Origin of the sequence: Enterococcus massiliensis, assembly GCF_001050095.1 — a bacterium.
Classification (GTDB): domain Bacteria; phylum Bacillota; class Bacilli; order Lactobacillales; family Enterococcaceae; genus Enterococcus_C; species Enterococcus_C songbeiensis.
This window is the reverse complement of record NZ_CVRN01000006.1, coordinates 212,596-235,521: the sequence shown is the minus strand read 5'-3', so window position 1 is coordinate 235,521 and position 22,926 is coordinate 212,596. Positions and strand designations below refer to the sequence as shown.

General features: G+C 39.2%; 23 protein-coding genes. 6 read left to right on the top strand and 17 right to left on the bottom strand.

What is annotated here, in order from left to right; all coding sequences use genetic code 11:
- Nucleotides 1–86: 86 nt before the first annotated feature.
- The 3 genes from BN1875_RS05855 to BN1875_RS05845 form a co-directional block, all read right to left on the bottom strand.
- Nucleotides 87–935, bottom strand: coding sequence for an aldo/keto reductase (locus BN1875_RS05855; RefSeq protein WP_048603917.1), 849 nt, complete (start codon nt 933–935; stop codon nt 87–89).
- 111 nt (nt 936–1,046) lie between these two features.
- Nucleotides 1,047–2,480, bottom strand: coding sequence for a 6-phospho-beta-glucosidase (locus tag BN1875_RS05850; RefSeq protein ID WP_048603916.1), 1,434 nt, complete (start codon nt 2,478–2,480; stop codon nt 1,047–1,049).
- 21 nt (nt 2,481–2,501) lie between these two features.
- A complete protein-coding gene (locus BN1875_RS05845; protein WP_048603915.1) occupies nt 2,502–3,908 on the bottom strand; it encodes a 6-phospho-beta-glucosidase in 1,407 nt (468 codons plus the stop codon).
- A 223-nt stretch (nt 3,909–4,131) separates the two neighbouring features.
- Between BN1875_RS05845 and BN1875_RS05840 the strand changes: the two genes are divergently transcribed.
- On the top strand, nt 4,132–5,046 hold the full coding sequence (locus BN1875_RS05840; protein ID WP_048603914.1) for a MurR/RpiR family transcriptional regulator: 915 nt from the start codon (nt 4,132–4,134) through the stop codon (nt 5,044–5,046).
- A 55-nt stretch (nt 5,047–5,101) separates the two neighbouring features.
- Here the strand turns inward: BN1875_RS05840 and BN1875_RS05835 are convergent, their stop codons facing one another.
- From BN1875_RS05835 to BN1875_RS05820, 4 genes are all read right to left on the bottom strand, one after another.
- Entirely contained in the window at nt 5,102–6,997 is a 1,896-nt protein-coding gene (locus BN1875_RS05835; RefSeq protein ID WP_048603913.1) for a beta-glucoside-specific PTS transporter subunit IIABC, read from the bottom strand.
- 137 nt (nt 6,998–7,134) lie between these two features.
- On the bottom strand, nt 7,135–7,974 hold the full coding sequence (gene licT, locus BN1875_RS05830) for a BglG family transcription antiterminator LicT (RefSeq protein WP_048603912.1): 840 nt from the start codon (nt 7,972–7,974) through the stop codon (nt 7,135–7,137).
- A gap of 1,165 nt (nt 7,975–9,139) precedes the next feature.
- Nucleotides 9,140–9,301 carry a hypothetical protein gene (locus BN1875_RS13625; RefSeq protein ID WP_156171203.1) on the bottom strand — a complete coding sequence of 54 codons (162 nt, stop codon included), beginning with the start codon at nt 9,299–9,301 and terminating at the stop codon, nt 9,140–9,142.
- 406 nt (nt 9,302–9,707) lie between these two features.
- On the bottom strand, nt 9,708–10,286 hold the full coding sequence (locus BN1875_RS05820; RefSeq protein ID WP_048603910.1) for an alpha/beta hydrolase: 579 nt from the start codon (nt 10,284–10,286) through the stop codon (nt 9,708–9,710).
- A gap of 30 nt (nt 10,287–10,316) precedes the next feature.
- Here BN1875_RS05820 and BN1875_RS05815 point away from each other — a divergent pair, with 30 nt between their 5' ends.
- Nucleotides 10,317–11,300: a VOC family protein gene (locus tag BN1875_RS05815; protein WP_048603909.1), complete on the top strand. Its 984-nt coding sequence runs from the start codon at nt 10,317–10,319 to the stop codon at nt 11,298–11,300.
- Between the two features lie 49 nt (nt 11,301–11,349).
- Here the strand turns inward: BN1875_RS05815 and BN1875_RS05810 are convergent, their stop codons facing one another.
- The 6 genes from BN1875_RS05810 to BN1875_RS05785 form a co-directional block, all read right to left on the bottom strand.
- Complete coding sequence (locus tag BN1875_RS05810) at nt 11,350–12,384, bottom strand: L-threonylcarbamoyladenylate synthase (protein WP_048603908.1); 1,035 nt, start codon at nt 12,382–12,384, stop codon at nt 11,350–11,352.
- Nucleotides 12,385–12,580: 196 nt separating this feature from the next.
- The gene (prmC, locus tag BN1875_RS05805) at nt 12,581–13,414 is read right to left on the bottom strand and encodes a peptide chain release factor N(5)-glutamine methyltransferase (protein ID WP_048603907.1); all 834 of its coding nucleotides are present in this window, start codon (nt 13,412–13,414) and stop codon (nt 12,581–12,583) included.
- A complete protein-coding gene (gene prfA, locus BN1875_RS05800) occupies nt 13,407–14,480 on the bottom strand; it encodes a peptide chain release factor 1 (protein ID WP_048603906.1) in 1,074 nt (357 codons plus the stop codon). The genes prmC and prfA overlap by 8 nt, the downstream gene beginning before the upstream one ends.
- 14 nt (nt 14,481–14,494) lie before the next feature.
- Nucleotides 14,495–15,067 (bottom strand): thymidine kinase, encoded by a 573-nt coding sequence (locus tag BN1875_RS05795; protein WP_048603905.1) that lies wholly within the window; start codon nt 15,065–15,067, stop codon nt 14,495–14,497.
- 96 nt (nt 15,068–15,163) lie between these two features.
- On the bottom strand, nt 15,164–15,676 hold the full coding sequence (locus tag BN1875_RS05790) for a P-loop NTPase family protein (RefSeq protein ID WP_048603904.1): 513 nt from the start codon (nt 15,674–15,676) through the stop codon (nt 15,164–15,166).
- Nucleotides 15,677–15,724: 48 nt separating this feature from the next.
- Nucleotides 15,725–16,474, bottom strand: coding sequence for an acyl-[acyl-carrier-protein] thioesterase (locus tag BN1875_RS05785; RefSeq protein WP_048603903.1), 750 nt, complete (start codon nt 16,472–16,474; stop codon nt 15,725–15,727).
- A 145-nt stretch (nt 16,475–16,619) separates the two neighbouring features.
- On the opposite strand from BN1875_RS05785, the gene BN1875_RS05780 reads away from it, so the two are divergent.
- The gene (locus BN1875_RS05780) at nt 16,620–17,090 is read left to right on the top strand and encodes an 8-oxo-dGTP diphosphatase (protein WP_048603902.1); all 471 of its coding nucleotides are present in this window, start codon (nt 16,620–16,622) and stop codon (nt 17,088–17,090) included.
- Between the two features lie 41 nt (nt 17,091–17,131).
- Here the strand turns inward: BN1875_RS05780 and BN1875_RS05775 are convergent, their stop codons facing one another.
- The 4 genes from BN1875_RS05775 to BN1875_RS05760 are packed head-to-tail and all read right to left on the bottom strand — an operon-like array spanning nt 17,132 to nt 18,972.
- Nucleotides 17,132–17,572: a DUF1801 domain-containing protein gene (locus BN1875_RS05775; RefSeq protein WP_048603901.1), complete on the bottom strand. Its 441-nt coding sequence runs from the start codon at nt 17,570–17,572 to the stop codon at nt 17,132–17,134.
- Between the two features lie 36 nt (nt 17,573–17,608).
- Nucleotides 17,609–18,004, bottom strand: a complete 396-nt coding sequence (locus BN1875_RS05770; protein ID WP_048603900.1) for a GNAT family N-acetyltransferase — start codon at nt 18,002–18,004, stop codon at nt 17,609–17,611.
- 1 nt (nt 18,005) lies between these two features.
- Nucleotides 18,006–18,401, bottom strand: a complete 396-nt coding sequence (locus BN1875_RS05765) for a GNAT family N-acetyltransferase (RefSeq protein ID WP_048603899.1) — start codon at nt 18,399–18,401, stop codon at nt 18,006–18,008.
- 55 nt (nt 18,402–18,456) lie between these two features.
- Nucleotides 18,457–18,972, bottom strand: coding sequence for an AAA family ATPase (locus tag BN1875_RS05760; protein WP_048603898.1), 516 nt, complete (start codon nt 18,970–18,972; stop codon nt 18,457–18,459).
- A gap of 343 nt (nt 18,973–19,315) precedes the next feature.
- Between BN1875_RS05760 and BN1875_RS05755 the strand changes: the two genes are divergently transcribed.
- The 3 genes from BN1875_RS05755 (at nt 19,316) to BN1875_RS05745 (ending at nt 22,902) form a co-directional block, all read left to right on the top strand.
- A complete protein-coding gene (locus tag BN1875_RS05755) occupies nt 19,316–20,722 on the top strand; it encodes a TrkH family potassium uptake protein (protein WP_048603897.1) in 1,407 nt (468 codons plus the stop codon).
- Nucleotides 20,723–20,861: 139 nt separating this feature from the next.
- On the top strand, nt 20,862–22,214 hold the full coding sequence (locus BN1875_RS05750) for a Mur ligase family protein (RefSeq protein ID WP_048603896.1): 1,353 nt from the start codon (nt 20,862–20,864) through the stop codon (nt 22,212–22,214).
- Nucleotides 22,207–22,902 carry a type 1 glutamine amidotransferase gene (locus BN1875_RS05745; RefSeq protein WP_048603895.1) on the top strand — a complete coding sequence of 232 codons (696 nt, stop codon included), beginning with the start codon at nt 22,207–22,209 and terminating at the stop codon, nt 22,900–22,902. The genes BN1875_RS05750 and BN1875_RS05745 overlap by 8 nt, the downstream gene beginning before the upstream one ends.
- The last annotated feature ends 24 nt before the right edge of the window (nt 22,903–22,926 follow it).

The window sequence follows — 22,926 nt, the reverse complement described above, 5'->3', positions numbered from 1 at the left end:
ATAAAGAAACCGGCTAAAAAAAATAAAAAAAGTATAAAGAAAACGCCGGAATTTTTCTCCGACGTTTTCTTGAGTATCTTTCGTTTTTAAAATGTCGCTTCATCTGGATTTTTTGCCAATCCAGCGACGCCATGCAGACCATCGATTAATTTTACATCTTCTGCCGTTAATTCAAAATCAAACAATTCGGTGTTTTCTTTGATTCGTTCATCATGAACTGATTTTGGCAGTGGTAAGAAACCGTGTTGCAAACTCCAACGCAAGACAACTTGTGCAACTGTCTTATTGTATTTATCTGCAACTTCTATCAATTCAGGAACATCAAAAATTTTCCCAGTTCCCAGTGGACTGTATGCTTCACTCAAAATATCGTGGGCATCATTGTAAGCCACTACTTCCGGTTGTAAATCGCTTGGGTTCAAGAAAATTTGGTTAACGACTGGTTTGATTTTTGCGGTTTTCAACAACGCATCCAAATGGTGAGGACGGAAATTAGAAACACCGATGGCACGGATTTTACCCGCTTCCACAGCTTCTTCCATTGCCCGCCATGCCTCTGCATTGGCTTGTTCCCAATTTTCGCGAAAATCAATTGGATTAGGCCAGTGGATCAAATATAAATCTAAGTAGTCCACCCCTAATTTTGTTAGAGAATCTTCAATCGCTTGTTTTGCCAACGCATAAGAATGATGTTTGTTCCATAATTTTGTTGTAATAAATAGTTCTTCTCTAGGAACTCCGCTGGCCTTGATGCCTTTGCCCACGGATTCTTCATTACCATATGCTGCCGCTGTATCAATGTGACGATACCCAGCTTTCAAAGCGGCTAAAACGGATTCTTCTGCTACTTCACCAGAAGGTGTTTGCCATGTCCCAAAACCGACAACGGGAATTTCCACACCGTTTGCTAATTTGTACGTATCTTTTAAACTCATAAAATTGTGTCCTCCTCGTTCAATCGTTACTCTTTAACCTTACTCTATTTTACTATTTTTGTCAGAAAACTTGCACTAAAAAAGGAGCAGCCGCTAAACTGCTCCATCATTTTACTTATTTTCGAGGTTTTCACCATTTGATTCAATCACTTGCTTGTACCAATCAAAGGATTTTTTCTTGCTTCGTTTCAACGTACCATTTCCTTCATTGTCCCGATCTACATAAATAAAACCGTAACGTTTCTTCATTTCCCCGGTACCTGCAGAAACTAAATCGATACATCCCCAAGTTGTGTAACCTAAAAGATCCACGCCATCTTGTTCCACTGCATCTTTCATCGCTTGGATATGGGCAGCCAAGTACTCAATGCGGTAATCATCCTCTACATACCCGTTTTCATCCGGCGTATCGATTGCCCCCAGACCGTTTTCTACAATGAACAATGGTTTTTGGTAACGATCGTACAAATCATTCATGGTGATCCGCAAGCCTAGTGGATCGATTTGCCACCCCCATTCACTTGCTTCAAGATACGGATTTTTGACCGAAGCAAAAATATTCCCTGCTGTTTGCTCCAATAATATTGGATCGGTCGTTGCTACTCGCGAAGAATAATAAGAGAAAGAAATAAAATCAACCGTATGAGCTTTTAACAGCTCCAAATCCCCCTCTTCCATTGCAATCGTGATACCGTTTCGTTCCATTTCTTTTAAGGCATAGGCTGGATATTCTCCCCGTGATTGCACATCAATGAAGAAATAATTTTCCCGATCTGCTTTCCGAGAAGCCCAAACATCTTCCGGTTTGCTTGTATAAGGATAGTTGGCACCTGCTGCCAGCATACAGCCCACTTTATTTTCCGGGTCCACTTCATGGGCGATTTTTGTTGCGATTGCACTGGCTAATAATTCGTGATGGGCCGCTTGGTACTTCACTTGTTCTTTGTTGTCGCCTTCTTCAAAGTATAACCCTGCGCCCATAAAAGGTGCATGAAGAATCATATTGATTTCATTAAAAGTCAACCAATATTTGACTAATCCTTTGTAACGATTAAAAATTACTCGACACAAGTTTTCATAAAATCCAACCAATTCCCGTGAACGCCACGCCCCGTAGGTTTCGATCAAATGCATCGGACAATCAAAATGAGTGATGGTCACTAAAGGTTCAATTCCGTATTTTTGGCATTCCTTGAAAACATCTTCGTAAAATTTCAGCCCGGCTTCGTTAGGTTCTTTTTCATCACCTTTGGGAAAAATCCGACTCCAAGCAATCGAGAGACGATAGGTTTTAAAGCCCATTTCCGCAAACAATGCGATATCTTCTTTATACTGATGGTACATATCGATGGCTACTTTTGCAGGATAAAAATGTTCATCATCAAAGTCAAACATCTTCTTTTCGCCAGTAATTACTGGAAAACGATCTTTTCCAATTGGAACAACATCCACGTTTGCTAATCCGCGCCCATCTTCCGCGTATCCACCTTCACACTGATTGGCCGCTGTTGCGCCGCCCCATAAGAAATCTTTTCTAAAACTCATACCTCAAAATCCTCCTTGTTTTTACTTCGTTTTATTATTTGCCACCACGGGTTCTTCATCTAGCTGCCGTGCGATTTTGTCTTGAACCGTAATGCCGTCAGCTTCCAATTTTTCGATTGCTTCCGCAAATTGCGGCAAATGTGCTTTATGCGCAATAAATAGTTCATCCATCACTCGTTTTGCCGTTTCTCCCGAACGAACCAATGGATTGATTGTGAATGCTTGCAATGCCGTCCCATAGTCTCCCGTCACTGCGGCTTCAATCGTCACCAGTTCCATATTCTTCATTAACTGCAACCAACCTCGTTCTGCTGGCGGCAAAGAACCAAAGGCAACGTTTCTCGCACCTTGTCCTCCTACATAAGCCGTCACTTCAACTACACAATCTGCTGGTAAATCAGGAATTGCGCCATCATTTTTTGTTGACACGACAATTTGGGTCTCTTTGTTTCCATAAATAGATGCGATGGTTTCACAAGCTGCATCTGAATAATAGGCGCCTCCGCGTTTTTGCAGTTGCTCTGGTTTATGATCTAAATTTGGGTCTTTATAAAGTTCAAAAAGTTCTGCTTCGGTCTCTTTCACCTGTTGCGCCCGAGTACCGATCGTTTGATATTCCTCTAAAGCATGAGCCAGCATTTCTTCTTCTCGATAATAATAACGATGGTACCCACAAGGAATCATTTCCATCTGCAGCAATTGTTCTTTAAAAAATGGAATATCAAAAATATTTTTTGGCAGTCCATTGTCTTCTGCATAAAGCTGATCGATTAATTGTTTTGTTAAATCATTGCCTTTTTTATCCGCCACTTTATGCCAATGGAAATGATTCAATCCAGCAAACTTATAAATCAACTCTTCTTTTGGCTGCTTTAACATTTCCGGTTCCGTCATCATTGCCATCACCGGCACGTTACACAACCCGATCACTCGCTCCCATTTTCCGTAGCGCACAACTGCTTCTGTGACCATCCCGCTAGGATTGGCAAAATTAATCAACCAGGCATTCGGACAAAGACGTTTCATGTCTTCGACGATTTCTAAAATCACCGGAATTGTACGAAAAGCTTTGAACATTCCCCCAGCACCGTTTGTTTCTTGACCGATCATGCCGTAATAAGCCGGAATACGTTCGTCTTTTACTCGGGCATCCAACTGCCCCACCCGAAATTGTGTCGTAACAAAATCCGCATCTTTTAATGCTTCTTCTCGATTCAACGTGCAGTAAATAGTGACATCATAAGGAGAAGCATCCCACATACGTTGCGCCATTTCACCGACGATTGCTAATTTTTCTCGTCCTGCTTCAACATCCACCAGCCAAATTTCACGAATCGGTAGTTCTTCATATCGCTTAATAAAGCCTTCCATTAATTCCGGGGTATAGCTGCTACCGCCGCCAATCGTTGCAATTTTGATTCCAGTCATTCTATCGCCTCCGTTGAATTATTTACATTTTTATTATCTCGTTTGTAAATCCCTAAAACAAGATTAAACCGCTTTTATCAAAACCAATTTACATATTTTCGTTTCTTTTCGTAAAATTATGTAAATACGATTTACAAATTACAAAAAAATTTTGCTAACACTTTAAAATACGCTATGATAGATTTACATAAATTAATTATTATTTGTAAAAAGGAGTGAAGAGATGCTAGTCAGCGAAAAGATAAAGCAAACGGATTTTTCTACCGCAGAATCGGCAGTGATTACCTATATTTTGAACCATTCCGAAAATTTGGCCGATAAGACCATCAAAGAAATTGCACAAGCAACCTTCGTTCATCCTTCTACCCTAATTCGAATCGCAAAAAAATTAGGTTTTGCCGGTTGGATTGAGTTGCGGGATGTCTACTTGACGGAACAAAATTATTTGCAGCAGCATTTTACAAAAGTAGATGCAAACTTGCCTTTTTCCGCAACAGATGGGCTTTTAACGATTGCCAATAAACTAGCAGTCTTAGAAAAAACGACGATTGATGACACCCTGAGTTTATTGACTCACGATGAACTGCAGCAGGCCAAACAATTTTTATTAAAAGCTACCACCATAAAAATTTTTGCCAGCAACGCCAATACACTGATCTCACAGGATTTCGCGTTAAAAATGAAACGCATCAAAAAAGAAGTTTCGATCGTCACTACTTTTGGTGAAGCTGCCTATGAAGCCTACAATTGTTCCAGCGACACGTGCGCTATTTTGATCTCTTATACCGGTGAAAACCAAATGACCTTGCAAATCGCTGATTTACTAAAGAAAAACCACGTTCCGATCATTGCTTTAACGAGTATCGGAAATAATTCCCTGACAAAAATCAGTGATACAGCTTTGCATTTAACCACTCGGGAACGTCTTTATTCTAAAATAGGTAATTTTACCATCAACACTTCCATTTGTTACTTGTTAGATGTGCTGTACAGTTGTATTTTTGCCGAAAATTATCAGCAAAATCTTCAGCATTTGGTTCAAATCGGTCAAGCCATCGACAAACGACCAATCTCTTCTACCGTTATGCAGGAAAAACCGTTGGACTCTTTGATTCATGATTCTTTTTTGCCCAATTGACAATAAAACAAACGGTCTCAAAAGATTTTTTCTTGAGAGACCGTTTAGAAATCCATTAAATCAAAGCCGTAATCAATTCATCTCCATTACTGACGAAGGAATTCTGACTTTCTAAAATATCCAAATAATCCTCTGCATTCGTTACGATAACCGGAGTTTCCACACTGTAGCCGGCTTGTTTGATGGCTTCCAAATCAAAGGTAATCAACGCCTGTCCTTTTTTCACATGGTCGCCTTGCTGCACATGCGCTTCAAAAAACTTTCCATTCAGTTGAACAGTATCCAAACCAATATGAATCAACAATTCCAATCCGCCGTCAGAAACCAGCCCAATGGCATGTTTCGTTGGAAACAATGTCATCACTGTACCGTCAAATGGTGCCACGACTTCGCCGGTTTTTGGATAAATCAAGATTCCTTTTCCTAAAGCCCCTTGAGCAAAGGCTTCATCTTTTGCGACCGATAAAGGGGCGATTTCTCCTTGCAGAGGGGCGCTAATCGTTTCTTTAACTGTTGTTGCCGTATTTTTAACCGAAACTTCTGCTTCCACTGCATCGTCTTTCCAGAAGAAGAAAGTCAAAACAAAACCGACAACCGAAGCGATGGCAACAGCAATTAATGAGTAGACCATTCCACTCATATCACCTGTCTCTGTGTTGACAAAACTAGGAATCCCAAAAACGCCTAATCCGCCCATTGTGAATTGACGTGCTCCCATTGCAGCTAAGAAAGCACCACTGATCCCTCCACCAATCATTGAGAAAATAAATGGTTTTTTCTTAGGTAAGGATAATCCATAAATCGCCGGCTCTGTTACACCACAAAGTCCGGAAATAACTGCCGGAATAACCAAGGCTTTTTCTTTCGGGTTTTTCAATTTGAAATACATTGCAAAGACTGCCGCAGTTTGAGCAAAACTTGCCCCAAAAGTACCAATTAAAGCTGTCGCAAACCCTAAGGAAGACAGTTGAATCATCGCAATTGGAATGACACTCCAATGAAGCCCGAAGATAACCAAAACTTGCCATAGCGTTCCTAGAATCAGACCAAATAAAATCGGTGAGAAATTCATCAAAGCATCAAATCCACCTGCTAATAGATTGGTCAGCAAGCTAATCACTGGTCCAATTACTAAGAACCCTAGTGGAACGGAAATCAGCAATACGAAAAAAGGAACAAAGAATGCTTGAAGCAATTCAGGCAACGTCTTTTTCGCAACCTTTTGAACCTTGCTCGCCACCCATACGACAAAAATCGCTGGAACCACTGAACTGGTATAGTTTGTTGCTACCAAAGGAATCCCTAAAAATGTTGTGTAGACGGGACTAGCAAACAAACTGCCATTAAACAAAGTCATGATCGGTTCTCCAGCCGCCGAAAAAGCATCCAATTGCAAACTCGGATAAACTAAAGCTGCACCAATCGCTAATCCCACATATTGATTGACGTTGAATTTTTTCGCCGCCGCAACAGCCACTGCTACTGGCATGAAGTAAAACAACGCATCCCCAACACCATTCAACATCTGATAAGTACCGCTGGTGGTCGCTAAAACCCCTGTTGCTACCAATAGCGCATTGATCCCTTTAATCATCCCACTGGCAGCTAATGCGCCTAAAAACGGTTGAAACACCGAACTGATGACATCGATCAACGTATTGAAAATTCCTTGGTTTGTTTTTTCTCCCCCGTCTTCACTCATGACACCCGTCACTTCCACGACATCCTCAAAAACTGCTGGCACATGATTACCAATGACCACTTGATACTGACCGCCGCTTTTCATTACGGTCACTACCCCATCCATGTTTTTCAGAATTTCATCGTTTGCTTTGCTTTCATCTTTTAACTTGAAGCGTAAGCGAGTGATACAATGTGTCAAACCATTGATATTTTCTTTTCCGCCGACATTTGCTACAATTTTCTTTGCTAATTCTTGATATTTTCCCATGATTCTTCCTCCAATTTTGTTTTGATTGAAGGTTTAGCCAACTGAATGTCACTATCCAAAACGAAGCTTTTCCTGAAGCTTCATAGGCAGATGGGCTCTGCATTTTTGTTCAACAATCCTCCTTAAATTTTTTATTCTCAACGACTTTTTTGCACCAAACGGGCAATATGAATCGTTAAATACATTTTTTCGTCACTAGACATTGTGTAGGAATATTTATCTGCAAGAAATTGATCGATTTTTTCGACACAACGCAACGCATTACTGTATTTTTTTGTAACGATCTGCAACAATTCCTCTTCTACCTCGCCATCGTGGATTGTTTGGCTGGTAACTCGGGATAAAAAAAAGCGTAAATGAGTAGTAAATCGATAAAAATAAACCGACTCTTCATCAAAATCAATCTTAAAATAATAGCGAACAATATTTATAATATCCTGTAAAGTCTTGGTGAAGGCGTACATGTCTTCCTGACCTTCTTCTGTCTGACCATTCACCAGATGCAAGGCGATAAACCCAGCTTCATCTTCTGAGAGCTGCACTTGATAATATTCACTGATTTTTTCCGTTGCCTTTTTCCCAACTTGGAATTCTTTAGGAAACAACCGTTTAATATCCCAAAGCAAAATATTTGGGACTGAAATGTTGTTTTTGCTGCGTTCGATTGCTGTGTACAAGTGATCCGTCAGCGACACATAGACTGATTCATTCAAGGAGATCTCAAGAGAAGATTTTGCGTATTCAATAATTTCATCTGCCAACGCTAGATACTCAATAGGAATATCGTTTAGCAATTCCTGAAATTTCTGTGCTGTTGAGGTATTTGTTAAACGAAAGACTTTGTCGATTTTTTCTGCTGGAATCAAATCTCCGGCGCGTTTATTAAATGCCAAGCCTCTGCCCATTGCGATGATCTCGTTGTTCTCATTATCCCTTGAAACAATGACATTGTTATTTAGAATCTTTTCAATCCGCACTTTTCAAACTCCTTCCCATAAAAAAAGCCTAATTATCCTCAAAAAAAGACGAAAAAATTCGTTTTTAAGGCAATTAGGTTTAGCTTGTATTGAAACAATCACTATCCACATATTCTTATTACTTAAAATATACCGAGTTTGCGAAAGAAAGTCAATGTTTTTTAAAGCGCTTTATTTTATGAACTATACAATCCGTGTATTTCGTGTAACAACTTCTATCTATTCAAGAAAACTATGGTAACATACACTAAAAAGAGGAAATCAGCCTATGTTTAAAAAATTGAAAAAGGAATTTCATGAAACGAAACAAGTAAATGAAGACCTTTTGCAATGGATGCTTATCAGAAAATTAAGCACAAAAGGAAAAATAATCCTAGCACTAGTCCTTTGGATTCTATGGATGAGATATGCTTTTAACATAGTTTTTATGTTTAATTTTTTCAAATTTATTTTTATTATCAGCATTGTTTATGGAGTGATACGTCTGGGATACAAACTATTTACCCTATTGCATAAATCAACAAAAAATAAGTTTTAGGAAAATGAAACCTTGATCTAATTATTCTTTTTTGTCTTCCTTTCGTTCCCGTTCCCTTTCAATACGTTTGAGATTTTGTTCTCGTAAATACAATTCAGAATTTGCGTTCCGATTAAATGAATCTCCACCTAAAAAGTGCAGCAATTTTTTTTACTATGTTCCCCATAGCCCTCTCCCTCCGATCAGAATAGTAATACACTGTATATCTTCTATTTTATCATTTAATGTCCACCTGACTAATTAATCCGTTTGATTTCACAAAAATCAAAGATATTTTTGATAATAGGCAGATTTTAAAAACTTTTCCTCATTCAGGTATCCGTTTTGACGAATGCATCAGACAAAAAATATTCCTGATAAAACATTGAGAATGAGCATTTTCCAAAAAAGAGAGTTGATTTTCTACGTGATAGAAGGAGAGCTGGTTTTCATGTTGCAAGTAATCAACGTAAAAATGGACTATGTGAACCGGTTAAAGAATTTATTTAACATTTATCAACCGGATAAACCCGACTGATTTATACCTATAGAGAATTATTGTGAAAAAATCAAAAAGCAACGAAGCAAGATTACTTGATATGCTTCGTTGCTCATAAAATCATCCATCTTCTAATTAAAAAAGTAATTTTATTTATGATTACTCGTGTCATTAGCTTGTTTTTTTAACTCTTCTTTTATTTCCTTTAAACTATTTAAAACTTTAATCATAAAGATAAAAAGAGAGATACCTAGAATGAGTTTTCCCACACCCAAAATATAACTGAGGACCATAGCTATTTCTACTATCATTTCAATCCTCCTTCCGATATTTTATAAGTTATATTCTAACCAAAACTTATCACTTCCGACGCTAAAGTATAGGTATTTAGTTGATGTACCAGAAGATAATCCTAAACTAGATGCAACGTCTCATTGCCTTTTATTCCACCATAACACGAAACCGTTTTCTTTAAAATATTTTTTTGATTTTTTGAATAGTAGTATTAATTTTATTTATATGACACTATACGATAACGATTCAATGGAAATAGACAATTAATTTTTATCTGTAGCTAAGACAAGTTAGGATCAAAAAACGAGCACTACTCCAAAAATAATCAAGACCCTCTCCTTCATTCATTTCCCATCGCCCAAACTTAAAAAGACTGTAGACCTAAGCCAACCCACAGCTTTGTCTACAGTCTTTTCCCTTATGTTATTTCTTTAGATAGGTTTTCAAACGATTGATTTCATCTTCACTGACTTGATGGTCACCGTCCAACAATAGAAAATGAACATTGGAAAAAGATTTTTCCAATTGTTGTGACAATGCCAACGCTTCTCCCGGTAAGCTGATGGAATCTTGCGCACCACTTGTCAACAAAAGCTGTGTCGAAGCTGCTGTCGTTTCGAATTGATAGACGAAATTACTTGGATGAAGTAAAATAACCGTATCAGCAAGTTCAGGCTGCTTTTCCAACAAGCCTAAAATAAAATTAGCACCATTAGAATAACCGATGAAAATGATTCGTTCTTTTTTGGTTACGGTTGGCCATTCTTCTTCAAGAAATTCTGTCACTCGTTTTTCAAAATCAACCCGATCCAATTTTCCATCGACTAATTGTGCAAAGAATCGACGTTCCTGACCCGTTTTTTCAGTTCCCAAATAGCTCAGTACACTGGCATCCGGAAATAAAGCCGCGATTGTCGACAGCAGTTGGTATTCATTGCCGCCGGTTCCATGAAAGGCAACGACTAGCGTGTCATCTTGCCCTTGTTGAAAAAATTTTTCCATAATAACCTCCTAAGAGAAAGGATTTTTTAAATGAATGCACGCATCCATCATATCTCCATTTTAAATCGATTTATTCAACCGACGTTTGATTTTTATCATAATATACTTGGCTTAAAATTACTAATGAAAACGATCAATCAAGATGATCACACCATGTATCATCTCTTTTTTTCCGATAACCAAGAACGGATTGGTACAGAACTGACTTTTTTTGAAGTCCGTGAAGGGGAAGATCATAAATTTGGGACCAATAATATCGAACGGGTAGTTATGAAGGTCCCCTCCGAAGAATCCCTGACTTTCTGGGAGGCGCGATTGGAAGCTGCCGGCATTTGCCATTACGGTATCGAAACGTTCAATGGTCGCCCACTCTTGCGTTTTGAAGCCCCGGATGACACACAAATGTCCCTCACACCACTCAGAGAATTTGAAAAAGCCGATGATTTCTATCCCTTTGCAGATACCGACGTACCAGTGGAACATGCGATTTTGGGAATTGATGCAATCCAACTGCGTGGGCAATACCCAGCCGCCACAGAAAAAGAATTAACGAATCTTTTAGGTTGGCACCAACAAAAGCAAACGACTTTTTTTGACACAAATACAGAAGTCACCATTTTGGATAATCAAGAGACGACTTTCTATCAAGAAGTTCATTTGATCCACGATATCCATAGCCCATTAGCAGAACTGGGTATTGGCGGCATCCATCATGTTGCCTTCGGAGTCAAAGATGAAAAACGGCTGCGGGAATTGGACGAACAATTAAATCAACGAAATTTCCTAAATTCTGGTATCAAACATCGCGAATTTTTTACCTCCCTTTATTTCCGGGAACCAAATCGAATGCTGATTGAAATTGCAACGGAGGAAGGAAGTCTTGATCCTTCGGCTTATGAAAACCAAAGCAGGGTTTTTGAAGAGATTCCTTTGTATCTGCCCCACTTTTTAGCGGGCGAACGAGAAAGCATTGAACAAATTTTAGAGAATCAACCGCACGATCACGATGCGTAACAAAAAAGTTCGAAAAACTGTCCAGTTTGAGACAGTTTTTCGAACTTTTTTATTTGGTCGCTGCTGAAAAATAGGTTTGTGCAGCGGCTTTTTTTAAACGATTCATGTATGCAGCACCCAAGCCGGTTTCTGGAAAAACTTCAACAAAAATTACATCTAATCCCAAGCGAGGTTCATCCAACGCCCGCAATCCGGCAAATAAACCTTTTGCAGCAGCCTCAACTGTGTCTTTCGGAAACATAAAAACTGCGGCAGCTTCATAACGCATTTTTTCTGAAATTTGCGGTCCAGCGATCACTCCTGCACGAATTTGTTTGTCCTTCACCCAATCTAAAACGGCTTGCCAGTCTGCGGATTTTACCATCATGACTGGTGTATCCGGTGAATAATGTTTGTATTTCATTCCTGGTGCTTTCGGGGTCTCCGATTCTTTAACCAAATGCTTATCTAATAAAATCGTTGTCTGCAACTTGGCTTCTAATTCTTCTTTCGTGATCGCACCCGGACGCAAAATCACCGGTGAAGTTGTTGGATCACTTAAATCAAGTACCGTTGATTCAACCCCAATGGCAGTCGCTCCGTCTTCTAAAATTCCTGCAATTTTCCCTTTCAGATCATGGAAAACATGTTCACTAGTAGTGGGGCTGGGTTTCCCTGACGTATTTGCGCTCGGTCCAACGATTGGTACACCCGCCTGCTCAATCAATGAAAGTGTTTTTTTATTTGCAGGCATACGAAATGCCGCTGTGGATAACCCTCCCGTCACAACAGTTGGTAACTGTCCTTTTTTGATGGAAAAAATCAACGTTAACGGACCTGGCCAATACATTTCAACGATTTTTTCTGCTAAAGGATGTATTTTATCCACAAATGGAAGCACTTGCTGAAAATCTTTCACGTGAACGATCAGTGGATTGTCGCTAGGGCGTCCTTTAACTTTGAAAACCTGCTGGACAGCTTCTGGCAAAAGAGCGTTAGCCCCCAGTCCATACACCGTTTCAGTTGGAAAAGCAATTAGTTCTCCATCTTTAATTTTTTGTGCCGCTTCCGCAATATCCGTCCACTCATAGCATTTTGTTTCCACAGTTTATTCACAGCCTTTCTCAATAAAATGATTAAGTTTTCAACATTCCTCAATTAGTTATTCACATTTTGTGGATAACTAATTTGTCAAGTGTGCATAACCCTGTTGACAACTTTTAAACTTGTGTAACTACCAGTCTTAACCTGTTTTTTTAACGTGAAACATTTTAAAAAAATTTTTTTCCACATGTTGGCCTTTAGGAGACAAAAATCATCCGATCTTTCCCAGACATATCTTGAAGAATTTTCACTTTCTTTTCTGGAAAAGCTTTCTCAAAAATCTTTTTAACTGCGGGTCCTTGTTGAAAACCGATTTCTAAAAAAATCTTGCCTTCTGGATGAAGTTTTTTCTTTCCTTCTGCGGCAATTTTTTGGTAGAGAGCCAAACCGTTTTCCTCGGCGAACAAAGCCATTTTCGGTTCGAAAGTCCGAACACTTTCATCCATCAGTCCCCATTCTTCGGTACTGATATATGGAGGATTGGAAATTAAAATATCTATTTTTTCTTCGACAGGTGCCAAGGTATCCCCTAAACGAAAATCGATCACAGCACCTAAATTTGTTGCATTTTCTTTCGCCACAGTAAGTGCTTCAGGAGAAAGATCAACTGCAATCATTTGCCAGTCAGGACAAGCCAACTTTAAACTGATTGCAATGGCTCCTGTTCCAGTTCCTACATCAACAACAAGTTGTTTTTCTTTCCCGCTTTCCTTCAAACATTCCGCCACCAGCTCTTCTGTTTCTGGTCGAGGAATCAGTGTTGCTGGTGTCACTTTGAAGCGATGTCCGTAAAAATCCGCATAGCCCAACAAATAATGCGGAGGATGATTTGCCAGCAATGCCGTTAAATCTTGCTGGATCAGCTCTTCCTCTTCTGTAGAAATTGTTTGATTCATTGCCAGTAACCAGTCCATTTTCGTCCATTTTTTTCGTTCCAAAAACAAAAATTGAATGGCGTAGCCTTCTTTTCCCTGAGATTCTAAAAAAGAAGAAGCCCGGTTCAGGACTTCTCGATACGTTTTTTTAACCATTTTGAATTTCTTCCAATTTTGAGGTTTGATCGTAAAGAATCAACGCATCAACGATTTCATCTAATTTACCTGCAAGAATTTGATCCAATTTTTGGATAGTCAAGCCAATTCGATGATCGGTCACCCGATTTTGCGGAAAATTATAGGTACGAATCCGTTCCGAGCGATCTCCAGTTCCAACAGCTGATTTACGAGTTGCATCGTATTCGCTTTGTGCTTCGTGGGAAATTTGATCATATACCCGTGCCCGCAATACTTTCATGGCTTTTTCCCGATTTTTTAATTGTGAACGTTCGTCCTGCATCGCAACTACGATACCGGTAGGAATATGGGTCAGTCGAACCGCTGATGCCGTTTTGTTGACGTGCTGTCCACCAGCACCGGATGCGTGGTAAATATCGATCCGGATATCTTTGTCGTCAAGTTCCGCGTCTACTTCTTCTGCTTCCGGCATAACGACCACGGTTGCAGTAGAGGTGTGAATACGTCCTTGCGATTCTGTTGAAGGAACCCGTTGGACCCGATGCGCACCGCTTTCGTATTTTAATTTTGAATACACGTTGCTGCCGGAAATCATCATGATTACTTCTTTGTACCCGCCGATTCCTGTGATGTTGGCATCCATGACTTCAACTTTCCAGCCTTGGCTTTCTGCATATTTTTGATACATAGTAAATAAATCACCAGCAAAAAGTGCTGCTTCATCGCCGCCTGCTGCACCACGGATTTCCATGATAATATTTTTGTCATCATTGGGATCTTTTGGCAACAATAAAATTTTGATGCGGTCTTCGATAACTTCTTTTTCTTTTTTTAGATCGGATAATTCTTCTTTCGCCATTTCAGCCATATCCGCGTCCAAGCTTTCCCCTAGCAGTTCTTCTGTATCCTTGATTCCTTGGACTACTTCTTTGTAGCGACGATAAACTTCCACGGTTTCACGGGTATTTGCTTCTTCTTTTGAAAGCTCCATGAAGCGCTTGGTATCGGAAATTACCGCTGGGTCGCTCAATAGTTCGCCTAATTCTTCGTAGCGATCTTCAATCGCCTGCAATTGATCGTACATGCCTGTTCTCCTTCTTATTTGATTTCAGGATGGAAATAATGGTGACGACAAACTGGGTAATAGGCCTCATTGCCCCCAATTTGAACTTGGTCTCCTTCATAGATTGGTTTTCCATCAATATAGTGCAGATTCATAGTGGCTTTTTTATGACAAAACCAACAGATTGTTTTCATTTCTTCAATTTTATCGGCATACAGCAGCAAATATTTTGAGCCTTCAAACAGCTCATTACGGAAGTCATTTTTTAACCCAAAGGCCATGACTGGAATATTCAGATCATCTACTACCTTTGTAAAATCCAGCACGTGCTTTTTCATTAAAAATTGCGCTTCATCAATCAAAATACAATAAGGTTTGAAGGGTAAATCGCAAATAACTTGAAAAATATCGGTTTCCTCAAAAATCGGAATCGCTTCTCGCTCCAAGCCAATGCGACTGGATACATTGCCGATTCCAGAACGTGTATCGACACCGCTAGTCATGATTACCACGGGTTTGTCTTGTTCTTCGTAATTATGAGCAACCTTCAAAATTTCAATTGTCTTTCCACTGTTCATTGTACCGTATTTAAAAAATAATTGTGCCATATTCCGCCCTCCGCTTTCCTTTGGTATTATAGCGGAAAATCGAAGTTTTTTACAGTCCTAAATTCAAGGTAGATGGGAGAAAGGGCAAGACAGCATTCACTTTGATTGAAATTGCTGATAGATTTTATCTAATTGCCGTTGTTTTTTTATGAGGATTGTTTTTGTCGGATACTGGTTCTTGATTGCTGTAAAGTGGTTGCGTTTTTCTGCTGTTCTTCCTTCATACAACACCCACCATAAAAAAGCAGCATCTACTTTTTCGATGCAGCCGGCTGCCATATCTGGACGAACTTTCCCTCGATATTTAATGCCCCGGGCAAGAATTCTTCGTAAGGAGCTCCATCTTGAAAAGGTCAAAATATAAATCTGATCCGCTTGTTTTAAACGCTCCTGTTGCAAAAAGTTATTGTAATTGCCTTCAATGAGCCAGTCTTTCTTTGTTAAAAAATCCCTCACAATTGTTCTTGCTTCTTCTTTGTCTCGCTCTTGCCAATCCTGAACAAAATTGACCGCGTCAAGATGAAGGAGAGGAAGATTTCTTTTTTCAGAAATAAACCGCGCCAACGTTGACTTTCCACTGCCGGAATATCCTAGAATCGCTAGTTTCATGATAAAACCTCCTTCCTTTTGCTTCTGCCGCTTTTTTTCAGCGAGAACTCATTGCTTGTCCTTCGTCTCCCAAACAATCGTGGCGATTGCTTTTTCTTTGTCTTGGGCTTTTATTGCAGTGATAGTTGTCAGCTGTTTGTCCTCTGTGATGGCGTGATACACCGCAATGGGTTCATCTTTAGCGATTTCTTCTTCAAAGCGCATCGTCAATTTTTTAATTTGATTTTCCCGTAGTATTTCTAATGGCAAGCTGTCTAACATCCAATCATAGTAAAAGACATTGTATACATGCTGATTATAGTCTAGATGACTGTATTTTGGGAGTATCTGATAGGTTGGTGCTTCCGGTAATTGCGTTCCGTCTGTTCGTTCAAAACGATGGATTCGTTTTGAAAATTCTGCTCCAAAAGCTTCCCCGACTTCTTCGGAAATCGTATGAATCTTGCGCTTCTCCAGATTTAATAAGGATAGCGACATAAAAACTGTTCCAATAATTTCCTTTGTCTCGTTAAAAATCTCAAATTTACGGTAGATAAAAAATTTATTGTAGGTGGTTGCGTAGACTTCAATCGTAATCGTATCATTGTATTTTGGAAATTTTTCGAAGCTGCATTCAGCTTCATTGATGATCCAATTTACTCCCAAGCGATCAAGATATGCCGTATCGATTCCAATCACATTGCTATGTTCATAAGAAACAATGGTGCAAAGATCAAACAATCGGGAAAGTTTGATTTGTTGGAAAGCATCACTATCAGGATAATTTATCTGAAATGTTTTTGCGTATTTTTTTACCATTTTTGAAATAACCTCTTTTATTTTTAGTCTTTCCTATCATAACAAAAGACACCGAAAAATAAAATTTGAAAATAAAAAAGAACGTTGCAACTTCTTTCGTGGATGGATAGGTTCGGTTATAATATCAAAAAAAGGAGGGCTTCGTTTGACCGAAGGAATTCATTTTAGATTTTGGAATACAGTGGTTGTAAAAAAAGAGCAGCAGGTTTTGTTGATTGAACGAAACAAAGGTGATTTTTCTGGTTTTGTTCCACCGGGAGGGAAAGTTGAATTTCCTGAAACCTTTACCGATTCTGCCATCCGTGAATTAAAGGAAGAAACCGGGCTTGTGGCAAAAAGTATCACCTTGAAGGGCGTTTCTGGATTTATCAATGAAATCAAGCGGGAGCAATTTATTTTTTTAGACTACTTATGTACGGATTTTACCGGTGAATTGATTCCAACTGGAGCAGAAGGTGCGTGTCAGTGGTTTGATGTAGCTGAGATTCCTAATTTAGAAATCAAATCAGATATTAAAAAAAGGCTTCAACTGGTTCTGGAGGGAAAAAACTTTGAATATCAGATGTTCTGGAATGAGTTAACCCATACCTTTGAATCGGATAAATTGTTTGATTAGAAAAAGGCTGATCTAAAATTCTCTCAAGGTCAGCGTTCTTTTTATTTTTTCTGATACCTCATGTAGGCTTCAATCCACTCTGTTACAGTTATTTTTTGCGCCAATTCTCCTATCAGCTTATAAGGAATATGTTTCGTATTTGTAAAGCGAATACAACTTTTGCCCATGTTTAGCTTTGTTGGTACAGCTTCTGCATACTTGGTTTGAAACCAGGTCAGCAGTTCTTTGTTACCCATCAACCCCATGTGATAAAGGGCCAAATGATTTTTTTGCGCCGCTAAAGAAAGAAAAGGCAACGGCTCATTTTTACGTCCCAAATACCCTTGTGGAAATGTACTGAGAGGAACGACAAACGTTGGCATTCCGTATTGCATTATCAATTCAAAACCTTCTGGAAGATTGGTGAGAAGGCTTTCCTTTAAGCTGAAATAACTGTCCCGCCATTTTTCCGGCAATGTTGCTTCATAAGCTGCTAACTCCATTACTTTCCCTCCATTCTTTTTCTTAGTTAGCTTTTTCTAATACTTTCGCGGTACTTTGAAGGCAGCAGTCACCTGCTCAAAACCGAGTTTAGGATAATACGCCATCGCCTCAGGTGCCGCCAGTAAAACAAGAGAAATCTTTGGACCCAAGTCTTGCTTTAATGCTGTCATTAACTTTTTTCCGATACCTTGTCGCTGATAGCTTTTATCCACGGCCAAATCAGAAATAAAGCAGCAATATGAACCATCGGAGACGCCTCTTAAAAGTCCTACAATTTGTCCATCTTGCCAAGCTGTATACAAGATAGTGGCATTATCTCGCATTCGTTTCAACCGTTGTTTGTCGTGAATCGGACGTCGGATACCGGAATTTTTAAAAACTGCACTCATTTCTTCAATAGAAATGGTTTTATTTTTCTCAATAATCAACATGTTATCTCTCCCGATGGATTCGAAACATCGCATCCGTTTTTTCATACCCAATTTTTTGATAAAATCCTTGTGCTGTTTCTTCTGATCGCAAAGTCAGCAATACTCGATTTCCCAAATACTCCTGTACCTCCGCTAACAATCGGCTGCCGATTTTTTTCCCTTGGTATTCAGGAAGAATCACCAAATCACTGATATAACAAAAATATTCAAAGTCAGTCAAACATCGGACAAAGCCAATCAGCTCTTCCTTTTCCCATGCACTGATTGTCAACGGTGTCTCCGTCAGCATTTTTTTAAGCCGCATTTCATTTTCAATCGATTTATCAAATTCAGCCTCTTGATAGACGGCAGCAATTTGCTTAGGAGTTATTACCACATTTACTTTTATTTCAATCATAGACATCCTCCATTCTTAACTAGTTGTAAATAAAGGGAATTTTTTATACTAAAGATCAATCATTTATTTTTGTATAAACAGCTAAATCACCTAAAATCTGTTTGATGATGTTCTCTTTCTTTTGATGGTCAGTGAGTAAAACCGCATTAGTCACTCCTAGAAAATCTTTTTCATTCCACCATTTTTGTAGCTGTTCCTCGCCAAATTCCTCTTTATTTGGTTTTGTTTTATGACGTTTTACCGTTTCAGAAAAACTCAAATCAAAATAATAAACCAATGCATTCCCTTGAAAAGATTCAATCAAGGAAAACAGCATGGATTGGTAACGCCTATTGACTAAAATCCCTTCAATAATGACAACTGGGCTAACTGTTTTTCCATATTCAGCCATTTGCCGGATCAATTCAACAGATGGATTATTTTCTGTGTCGCGAACTTTCAAAATTTCTCGGCGTATAACATCTTGCGAAATCAACATGGTTCTAGCTCCTAATTTTTCTTGAAGAGATTTAGCAATCGTTGTTTTTCCGCTACCAGAAATCCCTCTTAAAACTACTAAGACACTCTCCATCGTTTCCCTCTTTCTTTTCTTTTTCCTCCTATTATAGTCGTCTCCCAAAAAAAGGATACAAAAAAACACGCCATTATCAAAAGATATGACGTGAAAAAAAGGGCCCCGTCCTTTTTCAAGAACGGGGAAGGAGTTAAAAATGAAAAGTGTTTTGGGTTGTTTGTTGGTATATCTATAGAATAGCTGGAAAGTATGAATAAATTGTGTTCAAAAGATAAGGTTTTTTTTAAGATTATTGATAATTATTGAAAAAAGTCTGGTTTTTGCTAACCGAAGGAAAAATACCGTATTTTCATTAAATTTGCTATACTGAAGGTATCGAATTTTAAGTTAGGAGAATTTCATGGACATCCGACGCTTTTTTCGGCTTTCTCTTCGTAAGGGCCGTTTTTTTCTTGCAAATAATGTATCTTCCATCCAGATTATCGTCTCGTATTATTTGATTATGACGGTGTTATCCTTGATTTTATTTTATTTGCCGGTCTTTCGCCAACCGGGAGCAGAAGCTTCCTTCATTGATATGCTCTTTATGGCGATCAGCACTGTCAGTGTGACGGGGTTAACGACATTTAATATCAACAGCGTCTTTAACGATCGCGGCATCTTGCTTTTGGAAATTTTGTTTCAAGTAGGCGGCTTAGGGATCATGATGATTTCCACCTTCTTTTTCATTGTATCCAAACGTAGGATTTCTTTGAAACAGCGGCAGTTGATCATGACTGATATGAATCAGCCACGACTCAGCGGAATTGTGCGTTTGATTCGTATCACCTTTATTATTTTGTTGGCAGCGCAAGGAATTTTTGGAACATTATTTTCCATTTACTTTTATGTTAGGGGATATTACACCCATTGGCGAGATGCGATTTTTTACGGCTTTTATCAAGCGGTTTCCGCAGTGACCAACTCCGGCTTTGATGTGACCGGTGAATCAATTCGCCCTTTCGCAAAAGATTATTTTTTTCTAACGATGATTATGATTTTGATTTTTCTCGGTGGAATCGGGTTTCCTGTCCTGATGGATTTTCGCGAATGGTTGCAGTATCGAAGAAAGAAACGCAAAGGAATGCTGCCTTTTCGCTTCTCCTTGTTTACAAAAATCGCGGTACTGGCATTCGTCATTTTATTTCTTGGTGGAGCGCTTTTGATCTATCTTTTGGAAAACAATCATCTGTTTGCGGACATGTCTCTTAGCGGCAAATGGATCAACAGTTTTTTCTACTCCATGACCACCCGTAATGCTGGCTTGCAGATTCACGATCTGAACCAATTTCAAGTAACCACCTTGATTATTTTTTCTCTTTTGATGTTTATTGGCTGTAGTCCCAGTTCAGTAGGAGGAGGAATTCGAACGACGACGGTTGCAATCATCGGTTTATATCTTTATTCTTTTCTGAAAAGTGAAGATCATATCAACATTTTCGGTCGACGAATCAGTGAGGCAGATGTGCGAAAATCCGTGGTGGTCTTTATGCTTTCTCTCGGGATGTGTTTTTTCAGCGTGCTTTTTCTTTCCGCAATTGAAGATCAGCCCTTGATTGCAATCATCGTCGAGGTGACCTCCGCTTTTGGAACCACCGGATTGTCTTTGGGCATTACTGCCGATCTTTCTGCCACCGGTAAAATCATTATCGCAATTTTAATGTTTATTGGACGAATCGGTATGCTTTACACCCTCCTGCTTTTCGTGCCAAAAGAAACCCGGGACTTGAGCTACGAATACCCTACAGAACAGATTATCATCGGTTGACTTATGGGTTTCAGCAAAATTTCTCTAAACTTTTTTAAGGAATTGAAAAGCTGTTTCCACATTTTTTCAATCCTATGGTATGATAAGTTGATTATTTTCATTATCCAACGTTACTTACTCAATTGGAGGCAAATCATCTATGAGTTTACGCAGTCATCTGGCGGTCACCGTCGGCAAGACATCTCAATGGGTTTTAAAAACCTTTTTTAAAGGCGGGTCCAGTTATCCTGGCAAACTTGCCCTAAAGATCGATCCAAATATTTTACACCATTTTTCTGAAGATTATGAAGTGGTCGTGGTTACCGGTACAAACGGTAAAACCTTAACGACAGCCTTAACTGTCAATATTCTTCGTCAGGAATTTGACGAAGTACTGACAAATCCAACTGGCGCCAATATGGTACAAGGAATCGTGTCCACCTTTTTATCAGCAAAACCAAAAAAAGGACAAAAAAACTTTGCGGTGCTGGAGATTGATGAAGCTAGTTTAAGCAAAGTCACAGAGTATATCAAACCCAAGCTTTTTGTTTTTACAAATATTTTTCGGGATCAAATGGATCGGTATGGTGAAATTTATACCACTTACCGTTTGATTGTCGAAGGTGCGGCAAAATCACCGGAAGCAATGATTCTTTGCAATGGCGATTCACCGATTTTTAATTCCTTAGAAACGGTCAATCCGCGCAAGTATTACGGATTTGATCATCTGCCGGATGAAGAGCAAATGGCTCACTACAATACCGACGGCGTTTTATGTCCCAAGTGCCATCATATTTTACACTATCAAATGATCACCTACGCCAACCTTGGGAAATATTACTGTCCAAATTGCGGATTTCATCGTCCAGAACTTGATTACAAATTGACAAAGATGGTCTCGATGAACAACACTTCCGCTAATTTTGTCATTGACGACCACCCCTACACGATTGAAGTCGGTGGCATGTATAATGTCTACAATGCATTAGCAGCCAGCGCTGTGGCAGAATACTATCACGTTGCTCCGGAAAAAATCAAAGCCGGACTAGGTTATGATGAAAAAGTTTTTGGCAGACAGGAAATCATCGAGATTGATGGAAAACAATGTACTTTGGTTTTGGTAAAAAATCCCGTGGGTCTAAATCAAGTCATCGACATGATCGGATTATCCCCTTATCCTTTCTCTCTTGTGTGTCTTTTAAATGCCAACTATGCAGATGGAATTGATGTCAGCTGGATTTGGGATGGCAATCATGAAGCCTTTGCTGAGATGGCTATTCCAAAAGTTATCGCTGGCGGCGAACGTCATAAAGATATGGCACTGCGTTTGAAAGTTGCCGGTATCCCAGAAGAAAAATTGACGGAAACAAAAGACTTGGATGAAGTAATCACCGATATCAAAGCTTTGCCGACAGAGCATGTCTATATTTTGGCAACATATACGGCTGTACTGCAATTACGAAAGAAATTAGCAGAAAAAGGTTATATCAAAGGGGGCATGGATCGTGGGTAAATATGAACTAACCTTGGCGCATCTTTATGGCAACTTGTTGAATACCTATGGCGACAATGGTAATCTGCTGATGCTGCAATATTTGGCAAAAAAATTAGGAATCACCATGACGACTGAAGTTGTCAGCATTCATCAACCCTTTGATCCGGAAAAATATGATTTGGTGTTTTTCGGCGGTGGTCAAGATTTTGAACAGCTGATCGTTTCTCAAGATATTCAAGAAAAAAAAGCTGACTTAACCAAATATATTGAAGACAATCGAGTGATGTTAGCAATTTGCGGCGGCTATCAATTGCTGGGGCATTATTACATGGGCGCCCACGGAGAAAAAATCGAGGGTATCGGAGCATTGGACCATTACACCCTTAGCCAGGACAACAATCGCTATATTGGTGATATCGTGATTCATAATGAAGAATACGATGAAACCTATTATGGATTTGAAAACCATAACGGTCGTACCTTTTTAGGAAAAGGGGAACGCCCATTGGGGAAAGTTGTCGAAGGTCACGGCAACAATGGCGAAGATCAATCCGAAGGTGTCATCTACAAAAATGTTTATGGCTCCTATTTTCACGGACCAATTTTAGCCCGCAATGAACAATTGGCTTATCGCTTGCTTAAAACAGCCTTAGAAAATAAATACGGCAAAGACGTAAAATTACCAACTTTATCAGAAATTGCTTAATCGCGAACGTTTACGACAAATCAG

Coding starts and splice junctions, on each gene's coding strand:
- BN1875_RS05855 (WP_048603917.1), bottom strand. CDS start 935: ATGAGTTTAAAAGATACGTACAAATTAGCAAACGGTGTGGAAATTCCC.
- BN1875_RS05850 (WP_048603916.1), bottom strand. CDS start 2,480: ATGAGTTTTAGAAAAGATTTCTTATGGGGCGGCGCAACAGCGGCCAAT.
- BN1875_RS05845 (WP_048603915.1), bottom strand. CDS start 3,908: ATGACTGGAATCAAAATTGCAACGATTGGCGGCGGTAGCAGCTATACC.
- BN1875_RS05840 (WP_048603914.1), top strand. CDS start 4,132: ATGCTAGTCAGCGAAAAGATAAAGCAAACGGATTTTTCTACCGCAGAA.
- BN1875_RS05835 (WP_048603913.1), bottom strand. CDS start 6,997: ATGGGAAAATATCAAGAATTAGCAAAGAAAATTGTAGCAAATGTCGGC.
- BN1875_RS13625 (WP_156171203.1), bottom strand. CDS start 9,301: ATGATAGTAGAAATAGCTATGGTCCTCAGTTATATTTTGGGTGTGGGA.
- BN1875_RS05820 (WP_048603910.1), bottom strand. CDS start 10,286: ATGGAAAAATTTTTTCAACAAGGGCAAGATGACACGCTAGTCGTTGCC.
- BN1875_RS05815 (WP_048603909.1), top strand. CDS start 10,317: ATGAATGCACGCATCCATCATATCTCCATTTTAAATCGATTTATTCAA.
- prmC (WP_048603907.1), bottom strand. CDS start 13,414: ATGGTTAAAAAAACGTATCGAGAAGTCCTGAACCGGGCTTCTTCTTTT.
- prfA (WP_048603906.1), bottom strand. CDS start 14,480: ATGTACGATCAATTGCAGGCGATTGAAGATCGCTACGAAGAATTAGGC.
- BN1875_RS05795 (WP_048603905.1), bottom strand. CDS start 15,067: ATGGCACAATTATTTTTTAAATACGGTACAATGAACAGTGGAAAGACA.
- BN1875_RS05790 (WP_048603904.1), bottom strand. CDS start 15,676: ATGAAACTAGCGATTCTAGGATATTCCGGCAGTGGAAAGTCAACGTTG.
- BN1875_RS05785 (WP_048603903.1), bottom strand. CDS start 16,474: ATGGTAAAAAAATACGCAAAAACATTTCAGATAAATTATCCTGATAGT.
- BN1875_RS05775 (WP_048603901.1), bottom strand. CDS start 17,572: ATGGAGTTAGCAGCTTATGAAGCAACATTGCCGGAAAAATGGCGGGAC.
- BN1875_RS05770 (WP_048603900.1), bottom strand. CDS start 18,004: ATGTTGATTATTGAGAAAAATAAAACCATTTCTATTGAAGAAATGAGT.
- BN1875_RS05765 (WP_048603899.1), bottom strand. CDS start 18,401: ATGATTGAAATAAAAGTAAATGTGGTAATAACTCCTAAGCAAATTGCT.
- BN1875_RS05760 (WP_048603898.1), bottom strand. CDS start 18,972: ATGGAGAGTGTCTTAGTAGTTTTAAGAGGGATTTCTGGTAGCGGAAAA.
- BN1875_RS05755 (WP_048603897.1), top strand. CDS start 19,316: ATGGACATCCGACGCTTTTTTCGGCTTTCTCTTCGTAAGGGCCGTTTT.
- BN1875_RS05750 (WP_048603896.1), top strand. CDS start 20,862: ATGAGTTTACGCAGTCATCTGGCGGTCACCGTCGGCAAGACATCTCAA.